At 58.1% G+C, this 23,378-nt stretch carries 24 protein-coding genes; 15 read left to right on the plus strand and 9 right to left on the minus strand.

What is annotated here, in order from left to right; all coding sequences use genetic code 11:
* Positions 1-90 precede the first annotated feature (90 nt).
* The 4 genes from GOW09_RS04895 to grxD all read left to right on the plus strand — a co-directional run bounded on the left by GOW09_RS04895 (position 91) and on the right by grxD (position 5,478).
* Positions 91-2,337: a mechanosensitive ion channel domain-containing protein gene (locus GOW09_RS04895; RefSeq protein ID WP_171116090.1), complete on the plus strand. Its 2,247-nt coding sequence runs from the start codon at positions 91-93 to the stop codon at positions 2,335-2,337.
* A 180-nt stretch (positions 2,338-2,517) separates the two neighbouring features.
* The gene (gene purL, locus GOW09_RS04900) at positions 2,518-4,677 is read left to right on the plus strand and encodes a phosphoribosylformylglycinamidine synthase subunit PurL (protein WP_171116092.1); all 2,160 of its coding nucleotides are present in this window, start codon (positions 2,518-2,520) and stop codon (positions 4,675-4,677) included.
* A gap of 135 nt (positions 4,678-4,812) precedes the next feature.
* Entirely contained in the window at positions 4,813-5,049 is a 237-nt protein-coding gene (locus tag GOW09_RS04905) for a BolA/IbaG family iron-sulfur metabolism protein (RefSeq protein WP_170354080.1), read from the plus strand.
* Between the two features lie 66 nt (positions 5,050-5,115).
* Positions 5,116-5,478, plus strand: coding sequence for a Grx4 family monothiol glutaredoxin (gene grxD / locus GOW09_RS04910; RefSeq protein WP_171116094.1), 363 nt, complete (start codon positions 5,116-5,118; stop codon positions 5,476-5,478).
* Positions 5,479-5,484: 6 nt separating this feature from the next.
* Here the strand turns inward: grxD and GOW09_RS04915 are convergent, their stop codons facing one another.
* The 3 genes from GOW09_RS04915 to GOW09_RS04925 are packed head-to-tail and all read right to left on the minus strand — an operon-like array spanning position 5,485 to position 7,078.
* Entirely contained in the window at positions 5,485-5,832 is a 348-nt protein-coding gene (locus GOW09_RS04915) for an MliC family protein (RefSeq protein ID WP_152457876.1), read from the minus strand.
* Positions 5,829-6,224 carry a cell division protein ZapA gene (locus tag GOW09_RS04920; protein ID WP_171116096.1) on the minus strand — a complete coding sequence of 132 codons (396 nt, stop codon included), beginning with the start codon at positions 6,222-6,224 and terminating at the stop codon, positions 5,829-5,831. Before GOW09_RS04920 ends, GOW09_RS04915 begins: the two co-directional genes overlap by 4 nt.
* Positions 6,224-7,078 carry a hypothetical protein gene (locus GOW09_RS04925; protein ID WP_171116098.1) on the minus strand — a complete coding sequence of 285 codons (855 nt, stop codon included), beginning with the start codon at positions 7,076-7,078 and terminating at the stop codon, positions 6,224-6,226. The genes GOW09_RS04920 and GOW09_RS04925 overlap by 1 nt, the downstream gene beginning before the upstream one ends.
* A 236-nt stretch (positions 7,079-7,314) precedes the next feature.
* Between GOW09_RS04925 and tkt the strand changes: the two genes are divergently transcribed.
* Positions 7,315-9,339, plus strand: coding sequence for a transketolase (gene tkt / locus GOW09_RS04930; RefSeq protein WP_171116100.1), 2,025 nt, complete (start codon positions 7,315-7,317; stop codon positions 9,337-9,339).
* 56 nt (positions 9,340-9,395) lie between these two features.
* On the opposite strand, the gene GOW09_RS04935 is transcribed toward tkt, so the two are convergent.
* Complete coding sequence (locus tag GOW09_RS04935) at positions 9,396-10,355, minus strand: DUF808 domain-containing protein (protein ID WP_171116102.1); 960 nt, start codon at positions 10,353-10,355, stop codon at positions 9,396-9,398.
* Between the two features lie 181 nt (positions 10,356-10,536).
* On the opposite strand from GOW09_RS04935, the gene gap (GOW09_RS04940) reads away from it, so the two are divergent.
* The 3 genes from gap (GOW09_RS04940) (at position 10,537) to gap (GOW09_RS04950) (ending at position 12,841) form a co-directional block, all read left to right on the plus strand.
* Positions 10,537-11,538 (plus strand): type I glyceraldehyde-3-phosphate dehydrogenase, encoded by a 1,002-nt coding sequence (gene gap, locus GOW09_RS04940; RefSeq protein ID WP_171116104.1) that lies wholly within the window; start codon positions 10,537-10,539, stop codon positions 11,536-11,538.
* A 72-nt stretch (positions 11,539-11,610) separates the two neighbouring features.
* Positions 11,611-11,754 (plus strand): hypothetical protein, encoded by a 144-nt coding sequence (locus tag GOW09_RS04945; RefSeq protein ID WP_171116107.1) that lies wholly within the window; start codon positions 11,611-11,613, stop codon positions 11,752-11,754.
* Positions 11,755-11,836: 82 nt separating this feature from the next.
* Positions 11,837-12,841 (plus strand): type I glyceraldehyde-3-phosphate dehydrogenase, encoded by a 1,005-nt coding sequence (gene gap, locus GOW09_RS04950; protein WP_171116109.1) that lies wholly within the window; start codon positions 11,837-11,839, stop codon positions 12,839-12,841.
* On the opposite strand, the gene coaD is transcribed toward gap (GOW09_RS04950), so the two are convergent.
* From coaD to GOW09_RS04965, 3 genes are all read right to left on the minus strand, one after another.
* Positions 12,833-13,324: a pantetheine-phosphate adenylyltransferase gene (coaD, locus tag GOW09_RS04955; RefSeq protein WP_171116110.1), complete on the minus strand. Its 492-nt coding sequence runs from the start codon at positions 13,322-13,324 to the stop codon at positions 12,833-12,835. The two genes, gap (GOW09_RS04950) and coaD, sit on opposite strands and share 9 nt — an antisense overlap.
* Positions 13,325-13,409: 85 nt before the next feature.
* Positions 13,410-13,847: a CBS domain-containing protein gene (locus GOW09_RS04960; RefSeq protein WP_171116112.1), complete on the minus strand. Its 438-nt coding sequence runs from the start codon at positions 13,845-13,847 to the stop codon at positions 13,410-13,412.
* Between the two features lie 60 nt (positions 13,848-13,907).
* On the minus strand, positions 13,908-14,810 hold the full coding sequence (locus tag GOW09_RS04965) for a LysR family transcriptional regulator (RefSeq protein ID WP_171116114.1): 903 nt from the start codon (positions 14,808-14,810) through the stop codon (positions 13,908-13,910).
* A 103-nt stretch (positions 14,811-14,913) separates the two neighbouring features.
* On the opposite strand from GOW09_RS04965, the gene GOW09_RS04970 reads away from it, so the two are divergent.
* Positions 14,914-16,413, plus strand: a complete 1,500-nt coding sequence (locus tag GOW09_RS04970; RefSeq protein ID WP_152457866.1) for a CoA-acylating methylmalonate-semialdehyde dehydrogenase — start codon at positions 14,914-14,916, stop codon at positions 16,411-16,413.
* A 203-nt stretch (positions 16,414-16,616) separates the two neighbouring features.
* The gene (locus GOW09_RS04975; RefSeq protein ID WP_171116564.1) at positions 16,617-17,201 is read left to right on the plus strand and encodes a L,D-transpeptidase; all 585 of its coding nucleotides are present in this window, start codon (positions 16,617-16,619) and stop codon (positions 17,199-17,201) included.
* Between the two features lie 68 nt (positions 17,202-17,269).
* On the opposite strand, the gene GOW09_RS04980 is transcribed toward GOW09_RS04975, so the two are convergent.
* Together GOW09_RS04980 and GOW09_RS04985 are read right to left on the minus strand one after the other, a co-directional pair.
* Positions 17,270-17,746 carry a fasciclin domain-containing protein gene (locus GOW09_RS04980; protein ID WP_152457864.1) on the minus strand — a complete coding sequence of 159 codons (477 nt, stop codon included), beginning with the start codon at positions 17,744-17,746 and terminating at the stop codon, positions 17,270-17,272.
* A gap of 71 nt (positions 17,747-17,817) precedes the next feature.
* Positions 17,818-18,669 (minus strand): class I SAM-dependent methyltransferase, encoded by an 852-nt coding sequence (locus GOW09_RS04985; RefSeq protein ID WP_171116116.1) that lies wholly within the window; start codon positions 18,667-18,669, stop codon positions 17,818-17,820.
* A gap of 137 nt (positions 18,670-18,806) precedes the next feature.
* Here GOW09_RS04985 and GOW09_RS04990 point away from each other — a divergent pair, with 137 nt between their 5' ends.
* From GOW09_RS04990 to GOW09_RS05010, 5 genes are all read left to right on the plus strand, one after another.
* Entirely contained in the window at positions 18,807-19,922 is a 1,116-nt protein-coding gene (locus tag GOW09_RS04990; RefSeq protein ID WP_171116118.1) for a carboxylate-amine ligase, read from the plus strand.
* Positions 19,923-20,034: 112 nt separating this feature from the next.
* Positions 20,035-21,177, plus strand: a complete 1,143-nt coding sequence (locus GOW09_RS04995) for an acyl-CoA dehydrogenase family protein (RefSeq protein WP_152457861.1) — start codon at positions 20,035-20,037, stop codon at positions 21,175-21,177.
* 7 nt (positions 21,178-21,184) lie between these two features.
* Positions 21,185-22,225 (plus strand): enoyl-CoA hydratase/isomerase family protein, encoded by a 1,041-nt coding sequence (locus tag GOW09_RS05000; RefSeq protein ID WP_171116121.1) that lies wholly within the window; start codon positions 21,185-21,187, stop codon positions 22,223-22,225.
* A gap of 3 nt (positions 22,226-22,228) precedes the next feature.
* Positions 22,229-23,101: a 3-hydroxyisobutyrate dehydrogenase gene (gene mmsB / locus GOW09_RS05005; RefSeq protein ID WP_171116122.1), complete on the plus strand. Its 873-nt coding sequence runs from the start codon at positions 22,229-22,231 to the stop codon at positions 23,099-23,101.
* A gap of 72 nt (positions 23,102-23,173) precedes the next feature.
* On the plus strand, positions 23,174-23,365 hold the full coding sequence (locus tag GOW09_RS05010) for a DUF2892 domain-containing protein (RefSeq protein ID WP_171116124.1): 192 nt from the start codon (positions 23,174-23,176) through the stop codon (positions 23,363-23,365).
* Positions 23,366-23,378: the final 13 nt, after the last annotated feature.

A 23,378-nucleotide genomic window follows, 5' to 3' on the forward strand; every position in this document is an offset into this window, starting at 1 on the left:
TGCATTAAGTCAGCGAAAGCTCTGGGAAAAATACACGCATAGGCATATGATCCCCAAAAACGATACAATTTCGTGTTTGAGGGAAAATACATGTTCCACCCACTCCGCCTGGTTTTGGCGCTCGTCTCCGCATTGTTTATGGCAGTGCCACTATATGCACAGGACGCCGGCTCAACTTCTACAGTGGCCATTCCGGAAGACCTGACACCCGAACAGGTCGACGATCTTGTTGCACGCATGTCCGATGATCAGGTTCGCGCAATTCTATTGGAGCGTCTTGATGCCGTGGCGGAAAAACAAGCCGCCGAAAAGGCGGACGTAGAAGACCCGTTGACCGAGATAAGCGAGATTTGGGCAGCCATGGTCGCATCCTGGACACATGTTCTGACCACTGCTCCCAACATTATCACCGCGCAGATTACCGCGTTCAGCAATTTTAGCGATACATTCGGAACGACCGGTGTCTTTACACTTATGGGGCTTGTCCTTTCTGTACTTGTTGTCGGTTTCATTGCGGAAAAGCTGTTCATCTTCCTGACACGTCGCTGGCATGAAGCGACCGAAGCGGCGGACGAGGCCGACCTTTGGGGCGCCGTCAGATACCTGTTTCGTCGGTTCTGCCGCGAAATCGCCGGGCTGATCATTTTCTATGTCGTGATCCGCGCGGTTGGCCGCGGTCTTCTGACCACGGAACAGATCACCTATGCTGCACCGTTTGTATTCTATCTTATCTGGGTGCCGCGATTGGGTGCAGCAGCGTCCCGGTTTGTTCTGGCACCGGAAAAGCCGCAATTTCGGCTGGTCAATATCGACGACCACTGGGCAAAGTACCTGCACCGCAACCTGATCGGCCTGTTGATCCTGATCGGGTTCACGCTGTTCGTCGTTCGGTTCAACGCGCTCAATGGCATCACGGGTGACGATACCCGCATCGGCTTCTGGCTGAACGCTGCAATTCACGTCTATATCGCCGTAATCGCGTGGACCGCGCGCGAAGGACTGTCGCAGATGATGCTTGGGACAGACCCGGATCACACGAAATTCGATGAAGAAGTTGCGCATTATTACCCCTATTTTGCCATCGGCGTTTCGGTGGCAATCTGGCTGCTGGTCGAGTTCCTGGTCGCGCAGCGTGATCCGGCAACACTGAGATTGCTGACCAGCGGTGCGCATTTCACGACGATGTTCTGGTTGTTGATTGCCCCTGCGCTGGATACGCTGATCCGCGGTCTTGTGCGGCATTTGCAACCGCCAATGTCGGGCGAAGGCCCTCTTGCCGAACGCGCCTACCGTTCCGCGAAACGCAGCTATATCCGGATTGGTCGCGTTATCGCCGGCTTGGTCGTGGTTTTCATGATTGCACGCGCATGGCATCTTGACCTGCGCAACGTCGCTTCGGCCGGTGTCGGTGCCGAAGTCGGCGGGGCTGTGATCGAATTCCTGCTGATCATCGCCATCGGCTATATCCTGAACGAGGTCGTCTCGCTCTGGATCAACCGCCGACTGGCCAGGGAACAGACTGCGGCCGAGGCCCTGGACGAAGAGGCAGGCGGTGAAGGCGGCGGTGCCGGCGGCTCTCGTCTGGCGACGGTTCTGCCTCTGATGCGGATCACCGCCCAGATTACGATTGCCGTGATTTTTGGCCTGCTGGCGCTGGGCGCATTGGGCATCAATATCACGCCGCTTTTGGCCGGTGCCGGTGTTCTGGGATTGGCGATCGGCTTTGGTGCGCAGAAGCTGGTTGCTGACATCGTGGGCGGGGTTTTCTTCCTGATCGACGATGCCTTCCGCGTCGGAGAATATGTCGATGTCGGCGGCACAATGGGAACTGTCGAGAAAATCTCGGTTCGCTCGATGCAGTTGCGTCACCATCGCGGCCCCGTACACACGATTCCCTACGGTGAGATTCAGAAGCTGACAAATTTCAGCCGCGACTGGGTGATCATGAAACTGAAATTCACCGTGCCGTTCGACACCGATCCCAACAAGGTCAAGAAGATCTTCAAGAAGATCGGTGCTGAGATGATGGAGGACGAGACCCACAAGGATGGCTTCCTGCAACCGTTCAAATCGCAAGGTGTGTTCGATTTTGACGATGTCGGCATGATCATCCGTGGCAAGTTCATGGCCAAGCCCGGCAAGCAGTTCACATTGCGCAAGGAGATCTTCAACCGGGTCAAGGCGGCCTTCAAGGAAAACGGCATCGATTTTGCCCGCCGCGAGGTGCGCGTTGCAATTCCGGGTCTGGACGACAATGAAAACCTGACCCCGGAACAGAAGACGGCTGTTGGCGCCGCAGCCGCAGCGCAGCTCAACAAGGACCAGGGATCGGCGTAACCCTCGCGGCCCACGCCAGCTGCATGCACCCATTTCGGGGCGCATTCATCCGGAACCGGCAGTGATGCCGGTTCCGTTTTTCTTTGAAAGACGCAACCTGCGCCGTCTTGACCCTTTCCACACGCGCGCGCTTGCCCTACAAGGCGCGCAATCTCGGCCCACTTGGACACAGGACAGAAGATGCAAGAGCCCGCCATCACACCCGATCTGATTGCCGCACACGGGCTCAAGCCCGAGGAATATGACATGATCCTCGAGATCATCGGGCGTGAACCTACTTTCACCGAGCTCGGCATTTTCTCGGCCATGTGGAACGAGCACTGTTCCTACAAATCTTCGAAGAAATGGCTGCGCACCCTGCCCACCTCTGGGCCCCAGGTGATCTGCGGACCCGGTGAAAACGCAGGCGTGGTGGACATTGGCGACGGTCAGGCCGTGGTTTTCAAAATGGAAAGCCACAACCACCCGTCTTATATCGAACCCTATCAGGGTGCGGCGACCGGCGTGGGGGGCATCCTGCGCGACGTCTTTACCATGGGCGCGCGTCCCATTGCGTCCATGAACGCATTGTCCTTTGGCGAACCCGGCCATCACAAGACCCGTCAACTGGTCAACGGCGTGGTCGAGGGCATCGGTGGCTATGGCAACTGCTTCGGCGTGCCTTGCGTCGGTGGCGAAGTGCGCTTTCACCCCGCATACAATGGCAACTGCCTTGTGAACGCCTTTGCGGCCGGTCTGGCTGACAGTGACAAGATTTTCTATTCGGCCGCGTCGGGCGTGGGTATGCCCGTCGTCTATCTGGGCGCAAAAACCGGGCGTGATGGTGTGGGTGGCGCAACCATGGCATCCGCCGAATTCGACGACACGATCGAAGAAAAGCGCCCCACCGTTCAGGTCGGCGACCCCTTCACCGAAAAACGCCTGATGGAGGCGACGCTGGAACTGATGCAGACCGGTGCGGTGATCTCGATCCAGGACATGGGCGCGGCGGGCCTGACCTGCTCGGCCGTTGAAATGGGTGACAAGGGTGGCCTTGGCGTGCGTCTTGATCTGGAGAACGTTCCTCAGCGCGAAGAAAACATGACAGCCTATGAAATGATGCTGTCCGAGTCTCAGGAGCGTATGCTGATGGTCCTCAAGCCCGAGCTTGAGGCAGAGGCCCGCGCCGTGTTCGAAAAATGGGATCTCGATTTCGCGATCGTCGGCGAAACCATTGCCGAAGACCGCTTCCTGATCATGCATAACGGTGAAGTCAAAGCCGATCTGGTTCTGTCCAAACTGTCTTCCACCGCGCCGGAATACGACCGCCCATGGGAGCCTACGCCACAGGCAGAGGAACTGGCCGAAGTGCCCCAGATCGACCCGATTGACGGGCTGCGCGCCCTGCTCGCTTCGCCCAACTACGCAGGCAAGCAGTGGGTCTATGAACAATACGACACCATGGTGATGGCGGATTCCGTCCGCACGCCGGGTCTGGGTGCGGGCCTGGTCCGCGTCCACGGGACCGACAAGGTGCTTGCCTTCACATCCGACGTGACCCCGCGCTATGTGCGCGCAAACCCTCTTGAGGGCGGCAAACAAGCCGTGGCCGAAGCCTATCGCAACCTGACCGCCGTCGGAGCCAAGCCGCTGGCCACCACGGACAACCTGAACTTCGGCAATCCCGAAAAGCCCGAAATCATGGGCCAGTTTGTCGGCGCCATACAGGGCATCGGCGCCGCAGTCGGCGCCTTGGATATGCCGATCGTGTCGGGCAACGTCTCGCTGTACAATGAGACCGACGGACAGGCCATTCTACCGACCCCCACCATTGGCGCAGTCGGCCTGTTGCAGCACTCGGACGAGGTCATCGGCAACGAAGTGCGCGAAGGCCACGTCGTGCTGGTGATCGGTGAAACCAAGGGGCATCTGGGTCAATCCGCCCTTTTGGCCGAGGTGTTCAACCGCGAAGACGGCGACGCCCCGCATGTCGATCTGGATGCCGAAAAGCGCAACGGTGATTTCATCCGCGCCAACCGCGAGATGATCAAGGCCTGCACCGACCTCAGCGATGGCGGCATCGCTCTGGCTGCCTTCGAACTGGCAGAAGCCGCAGGCGTTGGCGTATGTCTTGACGACGCCCCGACTGAATTCCTGTTCGGTGAAGACCAGGCCCGCTATCTTGTTGCGTGCAATTTCGATCAGGCCGAGGCATTGATGATTGCGGCCGGTCAGGCCGGCGTTCCTCTGAATGCGGTTGGTCGTTTCACCGGCGATACGGTGAAGATCGGCAGTTCGGAAGCCTCGCTTGATGAACTTGCCGCGATTTACCGCAACAGCTTTGCCGAAGCTGTCGCCTGACAACGCAACGCGAATGCCAATCGAAACCGGCGTCGTGACCCGGTGCGGGATTGGTTGTTTTTGCATGTGCCAGTGCTCTTGCACGCCCGGTTCATGCGCTCTACATCTTGGGAAAGACCTTCTGGAGTTACCTACATGCCGATGAGCGCCCACGAAATCGAACACCTGCTGCGCGAAGCCTTTCCCGACGCCGAGATTCAGGTCGGCGGAAGTGACGGTGTTCATATGTCTGCCATGGTGGTGGATGAAAGCTTTCGCGGCAAAAACCGGGTTCAGCAACAGCGTGCCGTTTATGCCGCGCTGAAAGGCAAGATGGATGGCCCAGATGGTGAGCTGCACGCGCTGGCGCTGACCACTAAAGTGCCGGAATAAGCTTCTCGGCTTCTTTCGAGGCGAACATATGACTCTCCCGTTGGAGAAACGAACAGGAAACGCAAAATGACCGATGTGAAAACCCAGATCGACGAAACCGTCAAAGCCAATGACGTGGTGCTGTATATGAAAGGCACCAAGGAAATGCCGCAATGCGGGTTTTCCTCGCGCGTGGCCGGCGTTCTGAACTATATGGGCGTCGAATACACCGACGTGAACGTGCTGGCCGACGAAGATGTGCGTCAGGGCATCAAGGATTATTCCGACTGGCCGACCGTGCCGCAGCTGTATGTCAAAGGCGAATTCGTAGGCGGTTGCGACATCATCACCGAGATGACCCTTTCGGGTGAGCTGGACACGCTTTTTGATGAAAACGGTGTCGGCTACAACAAGGAAGCAGCCGACAAAATCCGCGAAGCAAACGCGTAATCCTGCCTACCGGCTGGAACAGTCCCGATAAATCGCCTGCTCATTGGCGGCGCCCGCCGCCAAATAGCTGATTGACGCGTTCCAGCCTTTTGAGCGCAGGATATAGGTTCCTTCGGCTCCGAGAGACTCATAGCGGATGCCCGATCCGCTTTCGACCTGGCGCATCGCGACCAGAGTATTGTCCACCATCGTCGCCGCCGCGCCTGAACCGTCGGGCGCGTTGAAATAGGTCACCGGCAACGGCACGCCGTTCTCGCAGGTAAAGGTGACAGACAGAATGTCGATTTCGGCGAGTGCCGCTGTTGCCGGGAAAACAAGCAAAGCACCGCAGAAGAAATTGCGCAGATATGTCATTGTGCCTTCTTCTCCTCGACGACCGAAGCCAGCGCTTCCGCACGTGCTGCCAGCTCGGCCAGCGTATCCGTGACGGATGGCGGCACCACCGCGACTTCAATACGTTCAGGTTCCGGCGCGGGCGCATTTCTCAGTGATTGAAGCTCGGCCTCGGCCTCGGCCAGCCTGGCCTCCAGCGACTTGACCTTGTCTTCCGTCGCCGCCGTCTTGTCAGCCAACAGCAGACCGGCCATCAGTAACATGCGCGCTTCCGGCATCCGCCCAATCTGATCGGACAGAACCTGCGCTTCGTCATCCAGCATTTTGGCGGCCGCGTGCAGAAAGGGTTCTTCCCCGTCCCGGCAGGACACGTCAAAACCCCGCCCGCCAATATGAATGGTTACCTCGGGCATTACTCTACCTCACCTTCTACAAGTTTTGCCTGCGACAGCAGAGGTTCCAACCGTGCCAACACGGCCTGCGCTTCGGCGGCATCCGAAGCCTGCGCCGCACGCGTCGCCTCAAGCTCGGCAACGGTGGCGCGGTTCAGCAATTCAGCGTCCGTCAGCCCTTCTGCGGCCGCGGAACGCAACTCTTCGACCGAATTCCGCAACTGCTCGTTCGCCTTGCGCATACGTTGCAGATCGTCATCCAGGCGGGACATCGCAGCGCCATGGCTGGCCCGTTCGGCCCGCAGCATCTCAAGCTCGGCGCTCAGATCATCGACCCGTACCGTATCTTCAAGCTCTGCCTTGAGGCGGCTGTTTTCCGCCTCGACTTCTTTTGCCTGAGCAAGCAATTCACGCAATTGCTCAAGTTCGGCTTTCACCGCCGAAGGATCTTCGATGCCGTCAAGTTCGGCGCGCAGCCTTTCGTTCTCGGCCTTCAACGCGTCCAGTTCGGCACTGTTGTCCAAGGCCGCCTTGGCCTCGGCCAGCTCGGCGCGGGCCGCTTCGACAGACGCGATTTTCGCCCGGGCTTCCTCCAGCTCTGCGCGCAGCGCATCCGCGTCTGGGGCATCCGCTGGTTCCGTGCGCAGCTCCTCCAGATCAGCACGCAGCGCGTCCACTTGTTTTTCGTGCTGCTCTTTCAGGGTCTTCAGTCGCTCCTGAAGCTGCGCATTGGCAACTCTTTCGTCTTCAAGTTCGGCCTGAAGCCCCTCATTTACTTCAGCGTTCCGGGACGCACCGCCCAACCCTTCGACGCCCGCACTGATACGGTCCATCGCAGCAACAATGCGGTGCTGTAGTTCCTCTAACTGGCTCATGCCCCTGTCACCTCTTTATCAAGGTTCATTCTGTCGCGAAGTGATCCGAATCAAAACCGAATCCCGCTTGCCGACAGTCTAACGGAATGCGACAGAAAATACCCACTGTTTGGTTTCAATCACTTGGGCCGCGCTCTTCACCTATCGGGCGTTGCCAAAGCCCGGTTCCGCTTGCACTTTGGGTGCTGAATGGTATTGAGCGCGCAATCTGCTTTTTATCCAAAGGAACAACGCCCGTGGACCTGACTGCGCTGCGCAAAGCCAACCCCGAACACTGGGACAAAGCGGCGGCCATCCGCACCCTGACCCTTGACGCCGTCGCCGCCGCAAATTCCGGCCATTCCGGCATGCCGATGGGCATGGCCGATGTCGCGACCGTTCTGTTCGAAAAGCACCTGAAATTCGACGCCTCGGCCCCGAACTGGCCGGACCGCGATCGGTTCATCCTGTCGGCTGGTCACGGTTCGATGCTGGTCTATTCACTTCTCTATCTCACCGGTCATGCCGACGTGACGCTGGAAGAGATCAAGAATTTCCGCCAGTTGGGCGCCAAGACCGCGGGCCACCCTGAAAACTTTCTGATCGACGGTGTTGAAACCACGACCGGCCCGCTTGGTCAGGGTATCTCGAACGCCGTGGGTTTTGCCATGGCCGAGGAAATCCAGCGCGCGCATTACGGCAAGAAGGTCGTGGATCACTATACTTACGTGATCGCGGGCGACGGCTGTCTGATGGAAGGTGTCAGTCAGGAAGCGATCACATTGGCCGGCCGTCATGAGCTGAGCAAACTGATCGTCTTCTGGGACAACAATAACATCACCATCGACGGCACTGTCGATATCGCCGATCGCACCGATCAGGTCCGCCGGTTTGCGGCCTCTGGCTGGCACGTGATTGAGATCGACGGTCATGACCCCAAAGCCATCGATGCGGCCATAGTTCAGGCGAAAAAGTCCAAGAAACCAACCATGATCGCCTGTGAAACCCATATCGCCCTGGGTCATGCTGCGCAGGACACCTCGAAAGGTCATGGCGCACTGACGGATCAGGAACAGCTGAAAGCCGCGAAAGAGGCCTATGGCTGGCCGCACGACACATTCGAAGTTCCAGCCAACGTCAAATCCGCTTGGGAAGCCATTGGTGCACGCGGCACAGACGAACGTGCTGCTTGGGAAGAACGTTTTGCCCAGCTTTCCGAGAGGAAGCAGGCCGAATTCAAACGCGCCTATGCATTTGAGGCCCCCAAGCGGTTGGCTGGCGCCATTCGTGCGTTCAAAAAACAGATGTCTGAAGAACAGCCGAAACTGGCCACCCGCGCCTCGTCCGAAAAAGTTCTGAACGTCGTGAACCCGATCATGACCGAGACTGTTGGCGGCTCGGCCGACCTGACCGGATCGAACAACACAAAATCGGCTGATATGGGCGTGTTCCTGCCGGAAAACCGCAAGGGCCGCTATATCCACTACGGCATTCGCGAACACGGCATGGCCGCAGCGATGAACGGTATGGCGCTGCACGGCGGTATCCGCCCCTATGGCGGTACCTTCATGGCCTTCACCGATTATGCCCGCCCATCCATGCGGCTGGCGGCACTGATGAAGATCCCGTCGGTTTTCGTAATGACCCATGACTCGATCGGTCTGGGCGAGGACGGCCCGACCCACCAGCCGGTGGAACATCTGGCCATCTCGCGCGCGACGCCGAACACCTATGTGTTCCGCCCCGCCGATACGATCGAAACCGCCGAAGCCTGGGAACTGGCGCTGACCTTCAAGGACAGCCCCTCGGTCCTGTCGCTGACCCGCCAGGGCGTGCCAACCGTGCGCAAGGATCACAAGACCAAGAACCTGACCGCACAAGGCGCCTATGTTCTGGCCGAGGCCGAGGGCAAGCGTCAGGCAATCCTGATTGCAACTGGTTCAGAGGTTTCGCTGGGCATGGAAGCCAAAGCGATGCTCGAAGCCGAAGGCATCGGCACCCGCGTCGTCTCGATGCCCTGCATGGAGCTGTTCGCACAGCAGGACGAAGCCTATCGCAAGCGGGTACTGCCTGCCGGTCCGGTCCGCGTCGGCATCGAGGCCGCCGTGCGCGCCGGTGGCTGGGATCGCTGGCTGCTGGGCGAGCGTGGCCGCGAAGCCAAGGCAGGCTTCATCGGCATGTCCAGCTTTGGTGCCTCGGCCCCTGCCGGTGAGCTGTACAAGCATTTCGGCATCACGGCCGAAGCAACCGTGGCCAAGGTCAAGGAATTGTTGGGACTGTAAGACAGTCCCTTCTGATCGAGTAAAGGGCGGCCTTGGCCGCCCTTTTCATTTTGGTTTCAATGCGTTTCGGATTTGCTGAACAGCGGCATGATTATCTTGGTCGCCACCGGGATCAAAACCAATCCCCACGCCAAACCAAATACGCCATCCATCGTGGCCTTGGATAGCCACTCAACCGCACCAACCCATTGATCAGACACGGAATGCCCAATGGCATAGGCCCAATCATGGATATGATGGCCCAGCCAGCCAAAGCCCAGAACCTCCATCCCGTGGATGACGATCGAGCCCCCCACCCACAGCATCGCCGCAGTTCCCACAATCGACAGGGTTTTCATCACTCCGGGCATTGCCTTGACCAACCCTCGGCCTAGACCGCGACCGATAGGTGTTGGCGCGTTCTGCGCCAGATAAAGCCCCACATCATCCATTTTCACGATCAACGCGACGGACCCATAAACGGCCACCGTCACGCCGATCCCGACAACGGCCAGCGTCGCGGCCTGCATCCACAGGTTCGGGGCTTCGATCGCTGCCAATGCAATGGTCATGATCTCGGCAGACAGAATGAAATCAGTCTTGATGGCGCCCTTGACCTTTTGCTCCTCAAGGTGGCCCGGATCGCGGTTTTTCATGTCGTCCTCGATCACATGGCTGCCATGAGGAAACAGAACATGAAAAATCTTCTCGGCCCCTTCAAAACATAAATATGACCCGCCAAGCATCAACAAGGGCGTGATCAGCCACGGCGCAAAATTGGCCAGCAACAAGGCGACGGGCAGCAAGAGTATGATCTTGTTGAAGATCGACCCGCGCGCAATGCGCCAGATGATCGGCAACTCGCGCGCCGGGGCGAAACCTTGCACGTATTTCGGCGTCACTGCTGCGTCATCAATGATCACACCGGCGGTTTTGGCCCCCGCTTTGCCTGCCGCCGCGACCACATCATCCACTGATGCCGCCGCAACTTTGGCAATGCCCGCCACATCATCCAACAGGGCCAAAAGACCACTCATCGCGTTTCCCTTCAATCTGCTGTCGCCAACCGGACCCTACCTGATCCAACGGCTAGCGCAAGCGTTAGCGCAACCGGCGCAGGTTTGCGCTAACACCTTAAAAATATGCCGTTTTTGCCCTTTTGAGATTCCCTTTTCGCCGTTATATGGCCCTCAAAGCAAGCGCATCTGGAGACGTCATATGACCATCAAGGTCGGTATCAATGGTTTTGGCCGTATTGGCCGCTGCACCCTGTCGCACATCGCCGCGTCCGGGCGCAACGACATCGAAGTGATCAAAGTCAACGCAACTGGCCCGTTGGAAACCTCGGCGCATCTGCTGAAATATGACAGTGTTCACGGGCGTTTTCCGCGCGACATCACCATTGACGGCAATACCATGGATCTGGGTCGCGGCCCGATGCAGATGTTCTCGACCTACGACATGACCGAGTTGGACTGGGAAGGCTGTGACGTCGTTCTCGAATGCACCGGCAAGTTCAACGATGGCCTGAAGGCCAAAACGCATCTGGAACGTGGCGCTGGCAAGGTACTGCTGTCGGCTCCGGGCAAGAACGTGGACAAGACCATTGTTTTCGGCGTCAACCACAACACGCTGGCCGCCAATGACAACATGGTCTCGAACGGTTCGTGCACGACCAACTGCCTCGCCCCGCTGGCCAAGGTGCTGGACGAGGGCGTCGGTATCGAACACGGCATCATGACGACCATCCACGCCTACACGGGCGACCAGCCGACACTGGACCGTCGCCACAGCGACCTCTACCGCGCCCGCGCTGCTGCAATGTCGATGATCCCGACCTCGACCGGCGCCGCCAAGGCGCTGGGTGAAGTTCTGCCAAACCTAAAAGGCCGTCTGGACGGTTCCGCCATTCGCGTCCCCACCCCGAATGTTTCGGCGGTGGACCTGACGTTCCGTGCCTCACGCGACACAAGCACGGCGGAAATCAACGCGATCGTCGAAGAGGCCGCCAAGGGCCCGATGCAGCGCGTTCTGGGATATGAGCCGGCTCCGCTGGTGTCGACCGACTTCAACCACACCGAGGAAAGCTCGATCTTTGCACCGGATCAGACCCGCGTCGTCGATGACCGCATGGTCCGCGTTCTGGCCTGGTATGACAATGAATGGGGATTCTCGGTCCGTATGGCTGACGTAGCTGTTGCGATGGGCCGCCTTAACTGACCCTTCGGACTTCGCTTGTACCTTGATGCCCGCTCAGGTTATCTGAGCGGGCATTTTACGTTCGGGACAGCCATGACCAACCAAATCGCTATCTGGCTCGGCCTTCTTCTGCTCGGCGGTATCATGCTGGATGTGGCGCTGTACGGCACCGAACATCTGCTTTTCCTTGGAAAGAAACTTTACGACTTTCTGGACTGGCTCGCTTTCTGGCGGTGACTGAGGTTTTCCTTGACATTTCGCTTGATCTGTCATTGTTAGCGCTAACTCATCTTGCTGAGACATTTGGACGGAGCAGACCATGACCTTGAAACTGGCGATCAACGGATTTGGACGGATCGGGCGCGGAGTTCTGCGCGCGGTGATGGAAAGCGGACGTACGGACGTCGAGATCGTCGCGATCAACGATCTTGGCAAACCCGAAATGAACGCGCACCTGTTTGAATTTGACAGCGTTCACGGCCGCTACCCCAACCCGGTTACACTCAGCGACGCGGGACTGGACGTGGGTCGTGGTCCAATTCGACTGAGCAGCGAGCGCAACCCCGAGGATCTGCCTTGGTCTGACATTGACGTCGTTCTGGAATGTACGGGTGTGTTTCGTACGCGCGAAGCGGCGGAACGTCACTTCAAGAACGGATCCAGGAAAGTTCTGATCTCTGCCCCGGCCAGAGGTGACGGCGGTGTGAAAACCATCGTCTTTGGTGTCAACGATGGCGAGCTGACCGCCGATGATCTGGTGGTCTCAAACGCATCCTGCACCACCAACTGCCTGTCCCCTGTTGCTGCGGCTCTGGATGCCAGCCTTGGTATCAAGCACGGCAACATGACCACGGTTCACGCTTACACTGCCAGCCAGCCGGTGCATGATACAGTGGGAAAAGATCCCTACCTGTCCCGAGCGGCGGCGCTGTCAATGATCCCCACGACAACCGGCGCGGCCGCTGCCGTGGGCCTGGTGCTGCCGCAACTCAAAGGAAAACTGACCGGTCAGGCCATCCGCGTTCCAACCCCGAATGTCTCGGTCGTTGATCTTGTGGCCGAGGTTTCACGCCCCACGACCGAAGAAGAGGTCAACCAACTGTTCGTCGATGCCGCTGCCAAAATCCCCGGCGTTCTTGCCGCGGAAAGCCGCCCTCTGGTTTCCATCGACTTCAATCACGACCCGCACAGCTCGACCGTGTCACTGGCTGAAACCAAAGTCACTGATGGCACGCTGGTTCGTGTGCTGGCGTGGTATGACAATGAATGGGGTTTTTCAAATCGGATGCTGGATACAGCGGCCGCAATGGGTGCCCTAGCCTAACCTTTCTTTCAACGCATCATTGACACGGGGCGTGACGAATTTCGACACGTCCCCGTTCAGCCGGGCGATTTCCTTCACCAGCTTGGACGCGATCGCCTGATGGCGCGCTTCGGCCATCAGGAACACGGTCTCGATCGAATCGTCCAGAGCCCGGTTCATGCCGACCATCTGAAACTCGTATTCAAAATCGGCAACCGCACGCAGGCCACGCACGATGATTTGCGCGCCTACATCCCGCGCACAATCAATCAGCAGGTTTTCGAAGGGATGCGCGATGATTTCGGTTCCGGTCTGCTCGGACAGCCTGGCGCATTCCGCTTCGATCATGGCCACGCGCTCTTCCAGCGAGAACAGAGGGCCCTTGTCCCGGTTGATGGCCACACCGATAACCAGTTTGTCCACCAAAGCTGCCGCTCGACGGATGATATCGATGTGCCCCATGGTGATGGGATCAAAGGTTCCAGGATACAATCCAACCCGCATCGCGCCCTCCTGCGCAACAAAATTTCTGCGCAAGCAAACATAACTTTGCTGCAGGTGCAAGTGATTGCTTGGGCAACCCTTGTCGTCAGTGCCCCATTATCATGCCTTCAAGGGCGTCTTTTTCCATCGCAAGTTCGGAAAGCTGAGCCTTCACCACATCACCCAAAGTGACAATGCCTACGAGTTTTCCATCTTCAACCACCGGCATGTGGCGAAAGCGCCCCTCTGTCATACGGGACATGATGTCTTCCACGGTGGTCTGGCGCGTCGCCGTGACGAGGTCCTGGGTCATATAAGACTTTACCGGTTGGTTCAGACAACCACTGCCGCTGGCCGCCAATTCCCGGACGATGTCGCGTTCCGAAAGGATGCCGACCGCGGTATTGCCACCATCGTCGGAAACAACGACCGTACCGATGCGCTTGTCCGCAAGAATCTTCGAGGCCTCTGAGACTGTCGCCGTTGACGCCACGGTCACGACACCATCTGTCGCTTTGGACTTCAGGATGGCCTGAACTAGCATGAAGAATACCTCCGGAATAATAACACTTATTCCAAAGCGTTGCGCGATTGCCGCGACCTGTCAAGCGTCGGGGCCTGCTTCCAAACGAAGCACTTCATCGCGAATACCGCGTGTCAGGGCATCCGCAAAGCGGTTCAACCGCTCGTTGCGCTGGTCACCCTGATGCCTGACCAGATAGAAGCTGCGCGTCAAACTCACTTGATCCGTCAGGATTTTCCGAAGCCCCGGGTGGAACGGCAACGTGAAATCATGCGCCACGCAAACCCCTGTTCCCAGGCAGACCTGCCGCAGTTGAACCGATACCGAATTCGATGCAAGAGCGACACGGTCAACGCCAATGTCATTCAGGTAGTCGAGTTCCCGGTCAAAGATCATATCAGGGATATAGCCGATCAACCTGTGGCCCTTCAGGTCAGTAATGCTCCGGATCGGATCATGTCGCTTCAGATACTCTTCGGTCGCGACCATGTGCAGCTTGTAGTCGCTGATTTTCTTCACCAGCAGCTGACCGGCGGTCGGCGCACTGACCGTAACGGCCATATCCGCCTCGCGACGGGACAGGTTGATCACACGCGGAAGCGCAAGGATCTGAATGTCCAGATCAGGGTTTGCGTCGCTGATTTTGGCACACACCTGCGGCAGCAGATAGTTGGCACTGCCGTCCGGCGCGCCAATCCTGATTTGCCCGCTTAGCGTTTTTGTTGGCCCTGTTACCGCCCCGGCCGCCGCGCGCATCGCTTCTTCTGCGTGCAGCCCGTGTTCCAACAGCCGCTGTCCAGCCGGGGTTAGAACATAGCCTTGCTGCGACTTGGTGAACAATGTGGAATCCAGCGTCGCCTCCAGGCGCGCAATGCGTCGACCGACGGTGGCAGGGTCGATCTTCAGGATACGACCAGCGGAAGACAGGCTTTTCTCGCGCGCAACAGCCAGGAAAATCCGCATATCATCCCAATTTGGGGTCATTTTGATCCCTTTTGCATTTTTGCAAAACTCTTTTGAGACATTGCCTCTGTTCGCGGGATTTCTGCAAGCCTATTCTGCGCGCAAATCTATGGAGGAGCTATTGATGCAAGACCTGACCCATTTCCTGAACGGCGAAATGGTCGCCGGAACGTCCGGTCGTTTCGACGACGTCTACAACCCGGCAACGGGTGAAGTTCAATACAAGTGCCCGATGGCCAGTGCAGCGGAAACCACCGCCGCGATCGAGGCCGCCGCCGCCGCCCAGCCCGCATGGGGCGCAACCAACCCGCAGAAGCGCGCGCGCGTCATGATGGCCATGGTCGGCCTGATGAACCGCGACATGGACAAACTGGCCGAAGCGCTGAGCCGCGAGCACGGCAAAACCATCCCCGACGCCAAGGGTGATTTGCAGCGTGGTCTGGAAGTGATCGAATACTGCATTGGCGCACCTCAGATGCTGAAGGGTGAGTTCACCGACAGCGCAGGCCCCGGAATTGACATGTATTCCATGCGCCAGCCTTTGGGTGTTGTCGGCTCGATCATGCCGTTCAACTTTCCAGCCATGATGCCGCTCTGGCACGTTGGCCCTGCTCTGGCCTGCGGTAACGCCGTTGTTCTGAAACCGTCCGAACGCGACCCGTCCGTGCCCCTGATGCTGGCTGAACTGTTCGTCGAAGCCGGCCTGCCCAAAGGCGTTTTCCAGGTCGTAAACGGCGACAAGGAAGCGGTCGACACCATCCTCGACAGCGAGATCATTCAGGGCGTCAGCTTTGTGGGTTCAACCCCGATTGCACAGTATATCTACAGCCGCGCAACCGCGAATGGGAAACGAGCACAGTGCTTCGGCGGTGCCAAGAACCACATGATCGTCATGCCCGACGCCGATCTGGATCAGGCAGCGGACGCGCTGGTTGGCGCCGGTTTCGGTGCGGCTGGCGAACGTTGCATGGCCGTTTCGGTTGCTGTTCCCGTGGGTGAAGAGACCGCGGACGCACTGATCGAAAAACTGGTGCCGCGCATCGAAAAGCTGAAGGTTGGCCCCTACACTGCCGGCGATGATGTCGACATGGGCCCGGTTGTGACCGCCGCCGCCAAACAGCGCATTCTGGGCCTGATCAATTCAGGCGTCGAACAGGGTGCGAAATTGGTTGTCGACAACCGCGACTTCAGCCTGCAAGGCTATGAGGACGGCTTCTTTGTCGGCCCGCACCTGTTCGACCACGTGACGCCCGAGATGGACATCTATAAACAGGAAATCTTTGGCCCGGTTCTGTCCACCGTGCGCGCGGGTTCGTACGAAGAGGCCCTTAAACTGGCGATGGATCACGAATACGGCAACGGCACCGCGATCTTTACCCGCGATGGCGATACCGCACGTGACTTTGCCAGTCGTGTGAACATCGGAATGGTCGGCATCAATGTTCCGATTCCGGTTCCGCTGGCCTATCACACCTTCGGCGGTTGGAAGAAATCCATGTTCGGCGATCTGAACCAGCACGGCCCGGACAGCTTCAAGTTCTACACCCGCACCAAAACCGTGACCGCACGCTGGCCGTCGGGCATCAAGGAAGGTGGCGAGTTCAACTTCAAAGCAATGGACTGATCCCACAGTTTCCTGACGCTTGAAGCCCGGCCCGTTCAATGGCCGGGCTTTTTGCATCTTTCCGCCGAAAACCTGCTTTCGTCCAATCGGTCACAGGAAATTCAAGTGGTTCACTCTGGAAAAATTCACCCAACACCCATATTTTGGCGTGAACGATGTACTGAGCAGTGAACTTATCGGAGGCAACCTTGTCCCAATCCCGTATGACCCGTCGCTCTGCCTTGCTGGGCGTGGCCTCTTTGGTGGCAACACCTGCCCTTGTTCGGGCACAAAGCACGGATGCTTTCCCTGAAACGGAAGACGCGATCAGTACGCAATTGCCAGTCCGGCGCAATATATCGTCCTTCTCGCAGCAGAACTGGCAGGACCATTTCGATGAATTGGGCGTTGGATGCCTGTTGGCCGATATCACCAGCCGCGCCGTCCATTACTGGGGGCCTGACGGCACATACAAACTGTACCCAAGTTCCGTACCCATGAGCGAAGAGCTTACCAAACGCGGGTACACGAAAGTAGTGCGCAAAACCGAATTCCCAAGCTGGACACCTACGGCATCGATGCGCGAACGTGATCCTTCGCTGCCTCTTCGGATGGAAGGTGGCGATCCCGGCAACCCACTGGGAACCCGCGCCATGTATCTGGGTTGGCCTGCCTATCTTGTCCATGGCACGCACGACACCCGCAAGATCGGTCGTCAGAGCTCGTCAGGTTGCATTGGCCTGTACAACCAGCATGTAGAAGAGCTGTATCCGCTGGTAAAAGTCGGCACGCAGGTTCGACTGGTCTGATCCACCCGGGCTGAAAAGCAAAAGCCCCAGTCGATCGCCGGGGCTTTCTTGTCTTTGGAAGACGGCGTTTATTCCGGCAGGATCACGGCATCCACGACGTGGATGACGCCATTGCTGGCTTCGATGTCGGCCTGTACGACCTTGGCGTCGTTCACTTTCACGCCGTTTTTGGCGTTGACGCTCAGCCGGTCGCCCTGAACAGTCAGAACCTTGGCGCGTTTGCCCGCGATATCACCGGACATAACCTTGGCTGGTACCACGTGATAGGTCAGAATCGCGACCAACTGATCTTTGTTTTCTGGTTTCAAAAGCGTCTCGACAGTGCCTTCAGGAAGCGCAGCAAAGGCTTCGTCTGTGGGTGCAAATACTGTGAACGGACCGTCTCCTTTCAGGGTGTCAACCAAGCCTGCAGCCTGAACGGCGGCGACCAGAGTGTTGAACGACCCGGCGGCAACGGCGGTGTCTACGATATCAGCGGCCTGAGCCTTGAGCGGCATAGCGAATGCAAGTGCGGCGGCTGCGCCCATGAATGTACGACGGAACATAGCTGTCTTCTCCTCTCCAGCGTGTTATGGAAAGGGTTACGGACCTTTTGCCGCAATGGATCACTTTGGTTTCAGTTTTCTTTGAACTGCACCCAGATGCTTTGCGCCCGCCCCTCGGCCAGAAACGGCAAGGCAACAACGGCATCAGGCCGATCCTGTTGCAGGTAATATCCCGGCCAAAGCATTGAATACGCGCCAGATTGCAGCAAGCTGTGCAATACGTACTGCTCTCCCCAGCCCGGGCAATCATAGAAGAAGCGCTTGGGATATTCGTAGGGCAAAAAAACATCGTGAACGTGGATCACCACCCCGGGGTTCAGCGACGGTATAATGCGGCAGAACAGATGGGCGACGTCATTGCTCATCCGCACAACATGGCTGGAGTCGATGAACAGAATGTCTCCGGCCTCCAGCTCTGCGAACAGGGCCGGGTCTGTATCTTCAAGACGTTTCTGCTCGAACCGGTCGACCACATGGGCGATATCGGCGCGTGGGTACGGATCAACCGCGGTAATGGTGGTATCCAGATTGCCATCGATGATTGCCTGACGGGTCACACGGGTGGAATTGCCGCAACCGACCTCGATCACACGTTTGGGCTGAAAGCGTCGGATCATCAGATATAACGCATCCGCATCCGGGCTGTCATAGTAACCATTGCCGGTACGATAGCCGGTCTGGTTGCGTGCGGAATCTTTCAGCGCCTCCAGGGCAGCTTTGTGACGCCCGTATTCCGCCACAAGTTGAGAGATGTCGAACCCTTCCATCCCTGGCGACAACGCATAGGCGGGGCGCGTCAACCCTCCCGCCGCTTCGAAGGCTTCCAGCCGCGCCCGTTCATCCTGTTCCGTAACTCTGTCGACCAGTTTCACCCCCAATTCTTCAAGGGCCGCGTTGATCTTCGGGAATTTTCTGGGTTTCAAGGCGCTGGCTCCGCGATCTGTGATGCAATGTTCCTTACCGTTGCGAACCGTTTCTCTGCAAGGGCAAGCCTGTCAAACCCTTGGCAAAACGTAAATTTCCGTATTCACTGATGGAACTGACAACTGCGAGGGGCCCAATGCAGCAGGAATTTACACTCGGGATCGAAGAAGAATACCTGTTGGTGGATCGTGACAGCCTGCAATTGTCCGAAGCCCCCGAAGCGCTGATGGCGGCCTGCCAAAGCGATTTCGAAGGTCAGGTCAGCCCCGAGTTCCTGCAATGTCAAATCGAGGTTGGAACCAGACCACACGCCACGGTCGCTTCGGCGCGCGAAGACCTGAAGCGGCTGCGGTCATGCGTTTCCAAACGGGCCACCGAATACAACCTGTCCCCTATCGCCGTCTCGTGCCACCCGTTCGCCAACTGGAAGGATCAACACCACACGCGGAAAGAACGGTATGACGCGCTGCAACATGCATTGGGCGGCGTTGCCCGGCGGATGCTGATCTGCGGGATGCATGTACATGTCGGGGTCGAGGACCCTGCCTTGCGTGCCGATCTGATGCCGCAACTGTCATACTTTCTTCCTCATCTTCTGGCGTTGTCCACATCTTCGCCCTATTGGAACGGCGAGGATACCGGCCTGTCTTCATACCGGTTGACGGTGTTCGACAACCTGCCCCGCACCGGGCTGCCACCCGTGTTCGCCAGTTGGGGCGAGTACGAACGGAACACAGGCATTCTGGTCGAGCTTGGGGTCATCGAAGACACCACCAAGATTTGGTGGGATCTGCGCCCCTCACATCGTTTCCCAACTTTGGAAACGCGGATCATGGATGTTCAACCCCGTCTGGAACACACTTTGTCGTTGGCCGCACTGGTTCAGGCATTGACCCGGATGCTGTGCCGTCTGAAAGACCGCAACCTGCGCTGGCGGCAATATGATCGTTTCCTGATCGGTGAAAACCGCTGGCGCGCACAGCGCTACGGAGTGGGTGAAGGGCTGATCGATTTCGGCGACCGTTCGGTCAAGCCCATGTCCGAACTGATCGGCGATCTCATGGGGTTGTTGGCAGAAGACACCGAAGCACTTGGCACGATGACCGAGCTTGCACGGCTCAGGCAGATTGCTGAAAACGGCACTTCCGCCACGCGCCAACGCCGTATTCATGCCGAGGCATCAGCGCGCGGTGATGATCCCGGCCAAGCCGTCGTGCGCCACCTGATCGAGGAATTTCACGCCGATCTCTGAACGTTTCCGGCTTGTGACCCGTTTCAACCGACTCATTGTTGCGCCTGCAAAATTTCTGTAAGAATTCAGAAATAAACAACCGTTCAATTCATTGCCGACGGGAGGGAGCGTCATGGATTTCGCACTCAGCGAGGAGCAAACAGCCATATTCGACATGGCGCACGCGTTCGGGCAGGAAAACATCGCCCCCTTTGCGCGCCAGTGGGAAGCGGACGGAACCATTCCCAAAACCCTGTGGCCCCAGATAGGCGAGCTTGGTTTCGGCGCGCTGTACGTATCCGAAGAAAGCGGAGGGTCAAATCTGACCCGCTTGGATGCCACGCTGGTTTTCGAGGCGCTGTCGATGGCCTGCCCCTCGGTCGCCGCCTTCCTGTCGATCCACAACATGTGCGCCAAGATGTTGGACAATTTCGCAGATGATGACCTAAAGGCGCGCATCATGCCGGATGTTCTGAGCCTGAATACGGTTCTGAGCTATTGCCTGACGGAACCCGGTTCCGGCTCTGACGCGGCGGCCTTGAAAACCCGCGCCGAACGCACCAACGAAGGATATACGTTGAACGGTACCAAGGCGTTCATTTCAGGCGGTGGCTATTCGGATGCCTATGTTTGCATGGTACGCACCGGTCAGGACGGGCCCAAGGGGATCTCGACCGTATATGTCGAGGACGGCACGCCGGGGCTCAGCTTTGGGGCGCTGGAACAGAAAATGGGTTGGAAAAGCCAACCCACTGCGCAGGTTCAGTTCGACGACTGCAAAATTCCCGCAGGCAACCTGGTGGGCACCGAAGGCGACGGCTTCAAATACGCGATGATGGGCCTCGATGGCGGGCGGCTCAATATCGCGGCCTGTTCTCTTGGGGCTGCACAGGCCGGGCTGGATATGACCCTGCAATACATGTCCGAGCGCAAGGCGTTCGGCCAATCCATCGATCAGTTCCAGGCCCTTCAGTTCCGTCTGGCGGATATGGAGATCGAATTACAGGCGGCACGCACCTTCCTGCGTCAGGCGGCATGGAAACTGGACAACGGCGCGCCCGATGCCACGAAATTCTGTGCGATGGCGAAGAAATTCGTAACCGAAACCGGGTCGAAGGTGGTGGATCAGTGCCTGCAACTGCATGGCGGGTACGGATATCTTGCGGATTACGGCATCGAAAAGCTTGTGCGCGATCTTCGCGTGCATCAGATTTTGGAAGGCACGAACGAGATTATGCGCGTGATCGTCGCGCGCCAACTGCTCGCCAATCGCTGAGGCCCCGATGTCAGACATTGAAATCCGCACCACAGGCCGTGCCGGTCGCATCACCCTGACCCGTCCCCATGCCCTGAACGCGCTGAGCTATGACATGTGCATGGCCATCGACACGGCGATGCGCAACTGGCGGGAAGACGATGCCGTTGACCTGATCGTTCTGGACGCTGAAGGAGAAAAAGCCTTTTGTGCAGGGGGTGACATTGCCGAACTTTATGAAACGGGCACCAAGGGCAATTATGCGTATGGTCAGAAGTTCTGGCGTGATGAATATCGTCTGAATGCCCAGATCTTCGAATATCCCAAACCAGTCATCAGTTTTCTTCAGGGTTTTACCATGGGCGGGGGTGTCGGCATCGGCTGCCATGGCAGCCACCGTGTCGTCGGAGAAAGCTCCAGGATTGCCATGCCCGAATGCTCGATTGGCTTGATTCCGGATGTCGGCGGGTCATTGATGCTGGCCCTTGCACCGGGGCGACTGGGTGAATTCCTTGGGACCACGGGCCTCAGGATGGGGCCTGCGGACGCGATCTTTGCGGGGTTTGCCGACCATTTCATCCCCCAGTCGCAATGGTCTGACCTGACCGAAATTCTGGAAGCGTCTGGAAATGCCGAACTGGTGGCCGAACATTCCGAAACGCCACCCAATGGTGAATTGGCAGGGGCGCTGACGGACATCGACAATCATTTTTCCGGTGAAACTCTGGGCGACATCCTGATCAGCCTGCGCAATGACGGTCAGGAATTTGCAGACAAAACTCTGGAAAAAATAACGAAAAACGCACCGCTTTCCGTGGCCTGCACGATTGAGATGCTGCACCGTCTGCGTGGCCCCTCGCTTACCATGCGGCGCGCGTTGGAGATGGAATACCGCTTTACCCACCGGGCGATGGAGCATGGTGACTTTCTGGAAGGTATCCGCGCGCAGATCATAGACAAAGACCGCAACCCGAACTGGCAGTTTTCCAATATGGACGTCCCCCTGGTGGCCGTCTCGAAAATGTTGCAGCCATTGGGTGCGGACACCCTGACATTCGAGGAGGACTGAGAGATGCAGATCGGGTTCATAGGGCTGGGAAACATGGGGGCGCCCATGGCGGCCAATCTGGCAAAGGCCGGCCATCAGGTTCTCGGATTCGACACGGCCGGCGTTGCCGTTGACGGGGTGACTCAAGCCGAAACCGCGACCGAAGCCGTCGCCTCTGCCGATGCAGTCATAACCATGCTGCCGAATGGCGCCATCCTGCGGGCCGTTGCAGATCAGATCATTCCCGCCATGGCGAAGGGTGCCGTGCTGATCGATTGCTCGACAGTTGACGTGGACAGCGCACGCGCAGTCGCGGAACGGGCCAGCGGCGCCGGTCTGCTGTTCGTGGACGCTCCGGTTTCGGGGGGGGTCGGCGGCGCGGCAGGTGGCACCCTGACATTCATGGCCGGCGGGTCAGACGACGCATTTGCAAAGGCTGCTCCTCTGTTCGACATCATGGGGCAGAAAGCGGTACACTGCGGCGAAGCCGGAGCCGGCCAAGCCGCCAAGATCTGCAACAACATGATCCTCGGCGTGACCATGATCGCCACGTGCGAAGCCTTTGCCCTGGCCGACAAACTGGGTCTGGACCGCCAAAAGATGTTCGATGTGGTCAGCACCTCATCGGGGTACAGCTGGACGATGAACGCCTATTGCCCTGCCCCTGGCGTTGGCCCGCAAAGCCCAGCCGACAATGGCTATACTCCTGGATTTGCAGCCGAGTTGATGCTGAAGGACCTGCGCCTCAGCCAACAGGCCGCATCCAGTGCGGATGCGGATACACCTATGGGACAGGCCGCGACTGCACTTTACGAGCAATTCGTCGAAAACGAGGACGGTCTGGGCCGCGATTTCAGCGCCATGCTGCCTCGGTTTGAAAAGCGTGGGCGAAGTTGATCCAAGTCATATTCCACTCACGGAATATTTGATATCCGAAGGGTGCAACCTTTTGGAAAGGATTCTTACGTGATGACCAAAAACATGGGTGGGCTCGACAAAACGCTTCGGATTGCAATAGGCGCCGCGCTTATTCTGGGCGCTCTGTTGGGATACGGAACCTGGATGTGGATCGGCATCGTGCCGTTGGTCACCGGTCTGCTGAATTCATGCCCGATATACTCGGTGTTGGGCATCAGCACCTGCCCAACCAAGAAAAACTAGATTGAGCAGGCGG

It is taken from the genome of Ruegeria sp. HKCCA5463 (assembly GCF_013034175.1).
Classification (GTDB): Bacteria; Pseudomonadota; Alphaproteobacteria; order Rhodobacterales; family Rhodobacteraceae; genus Ruegeria.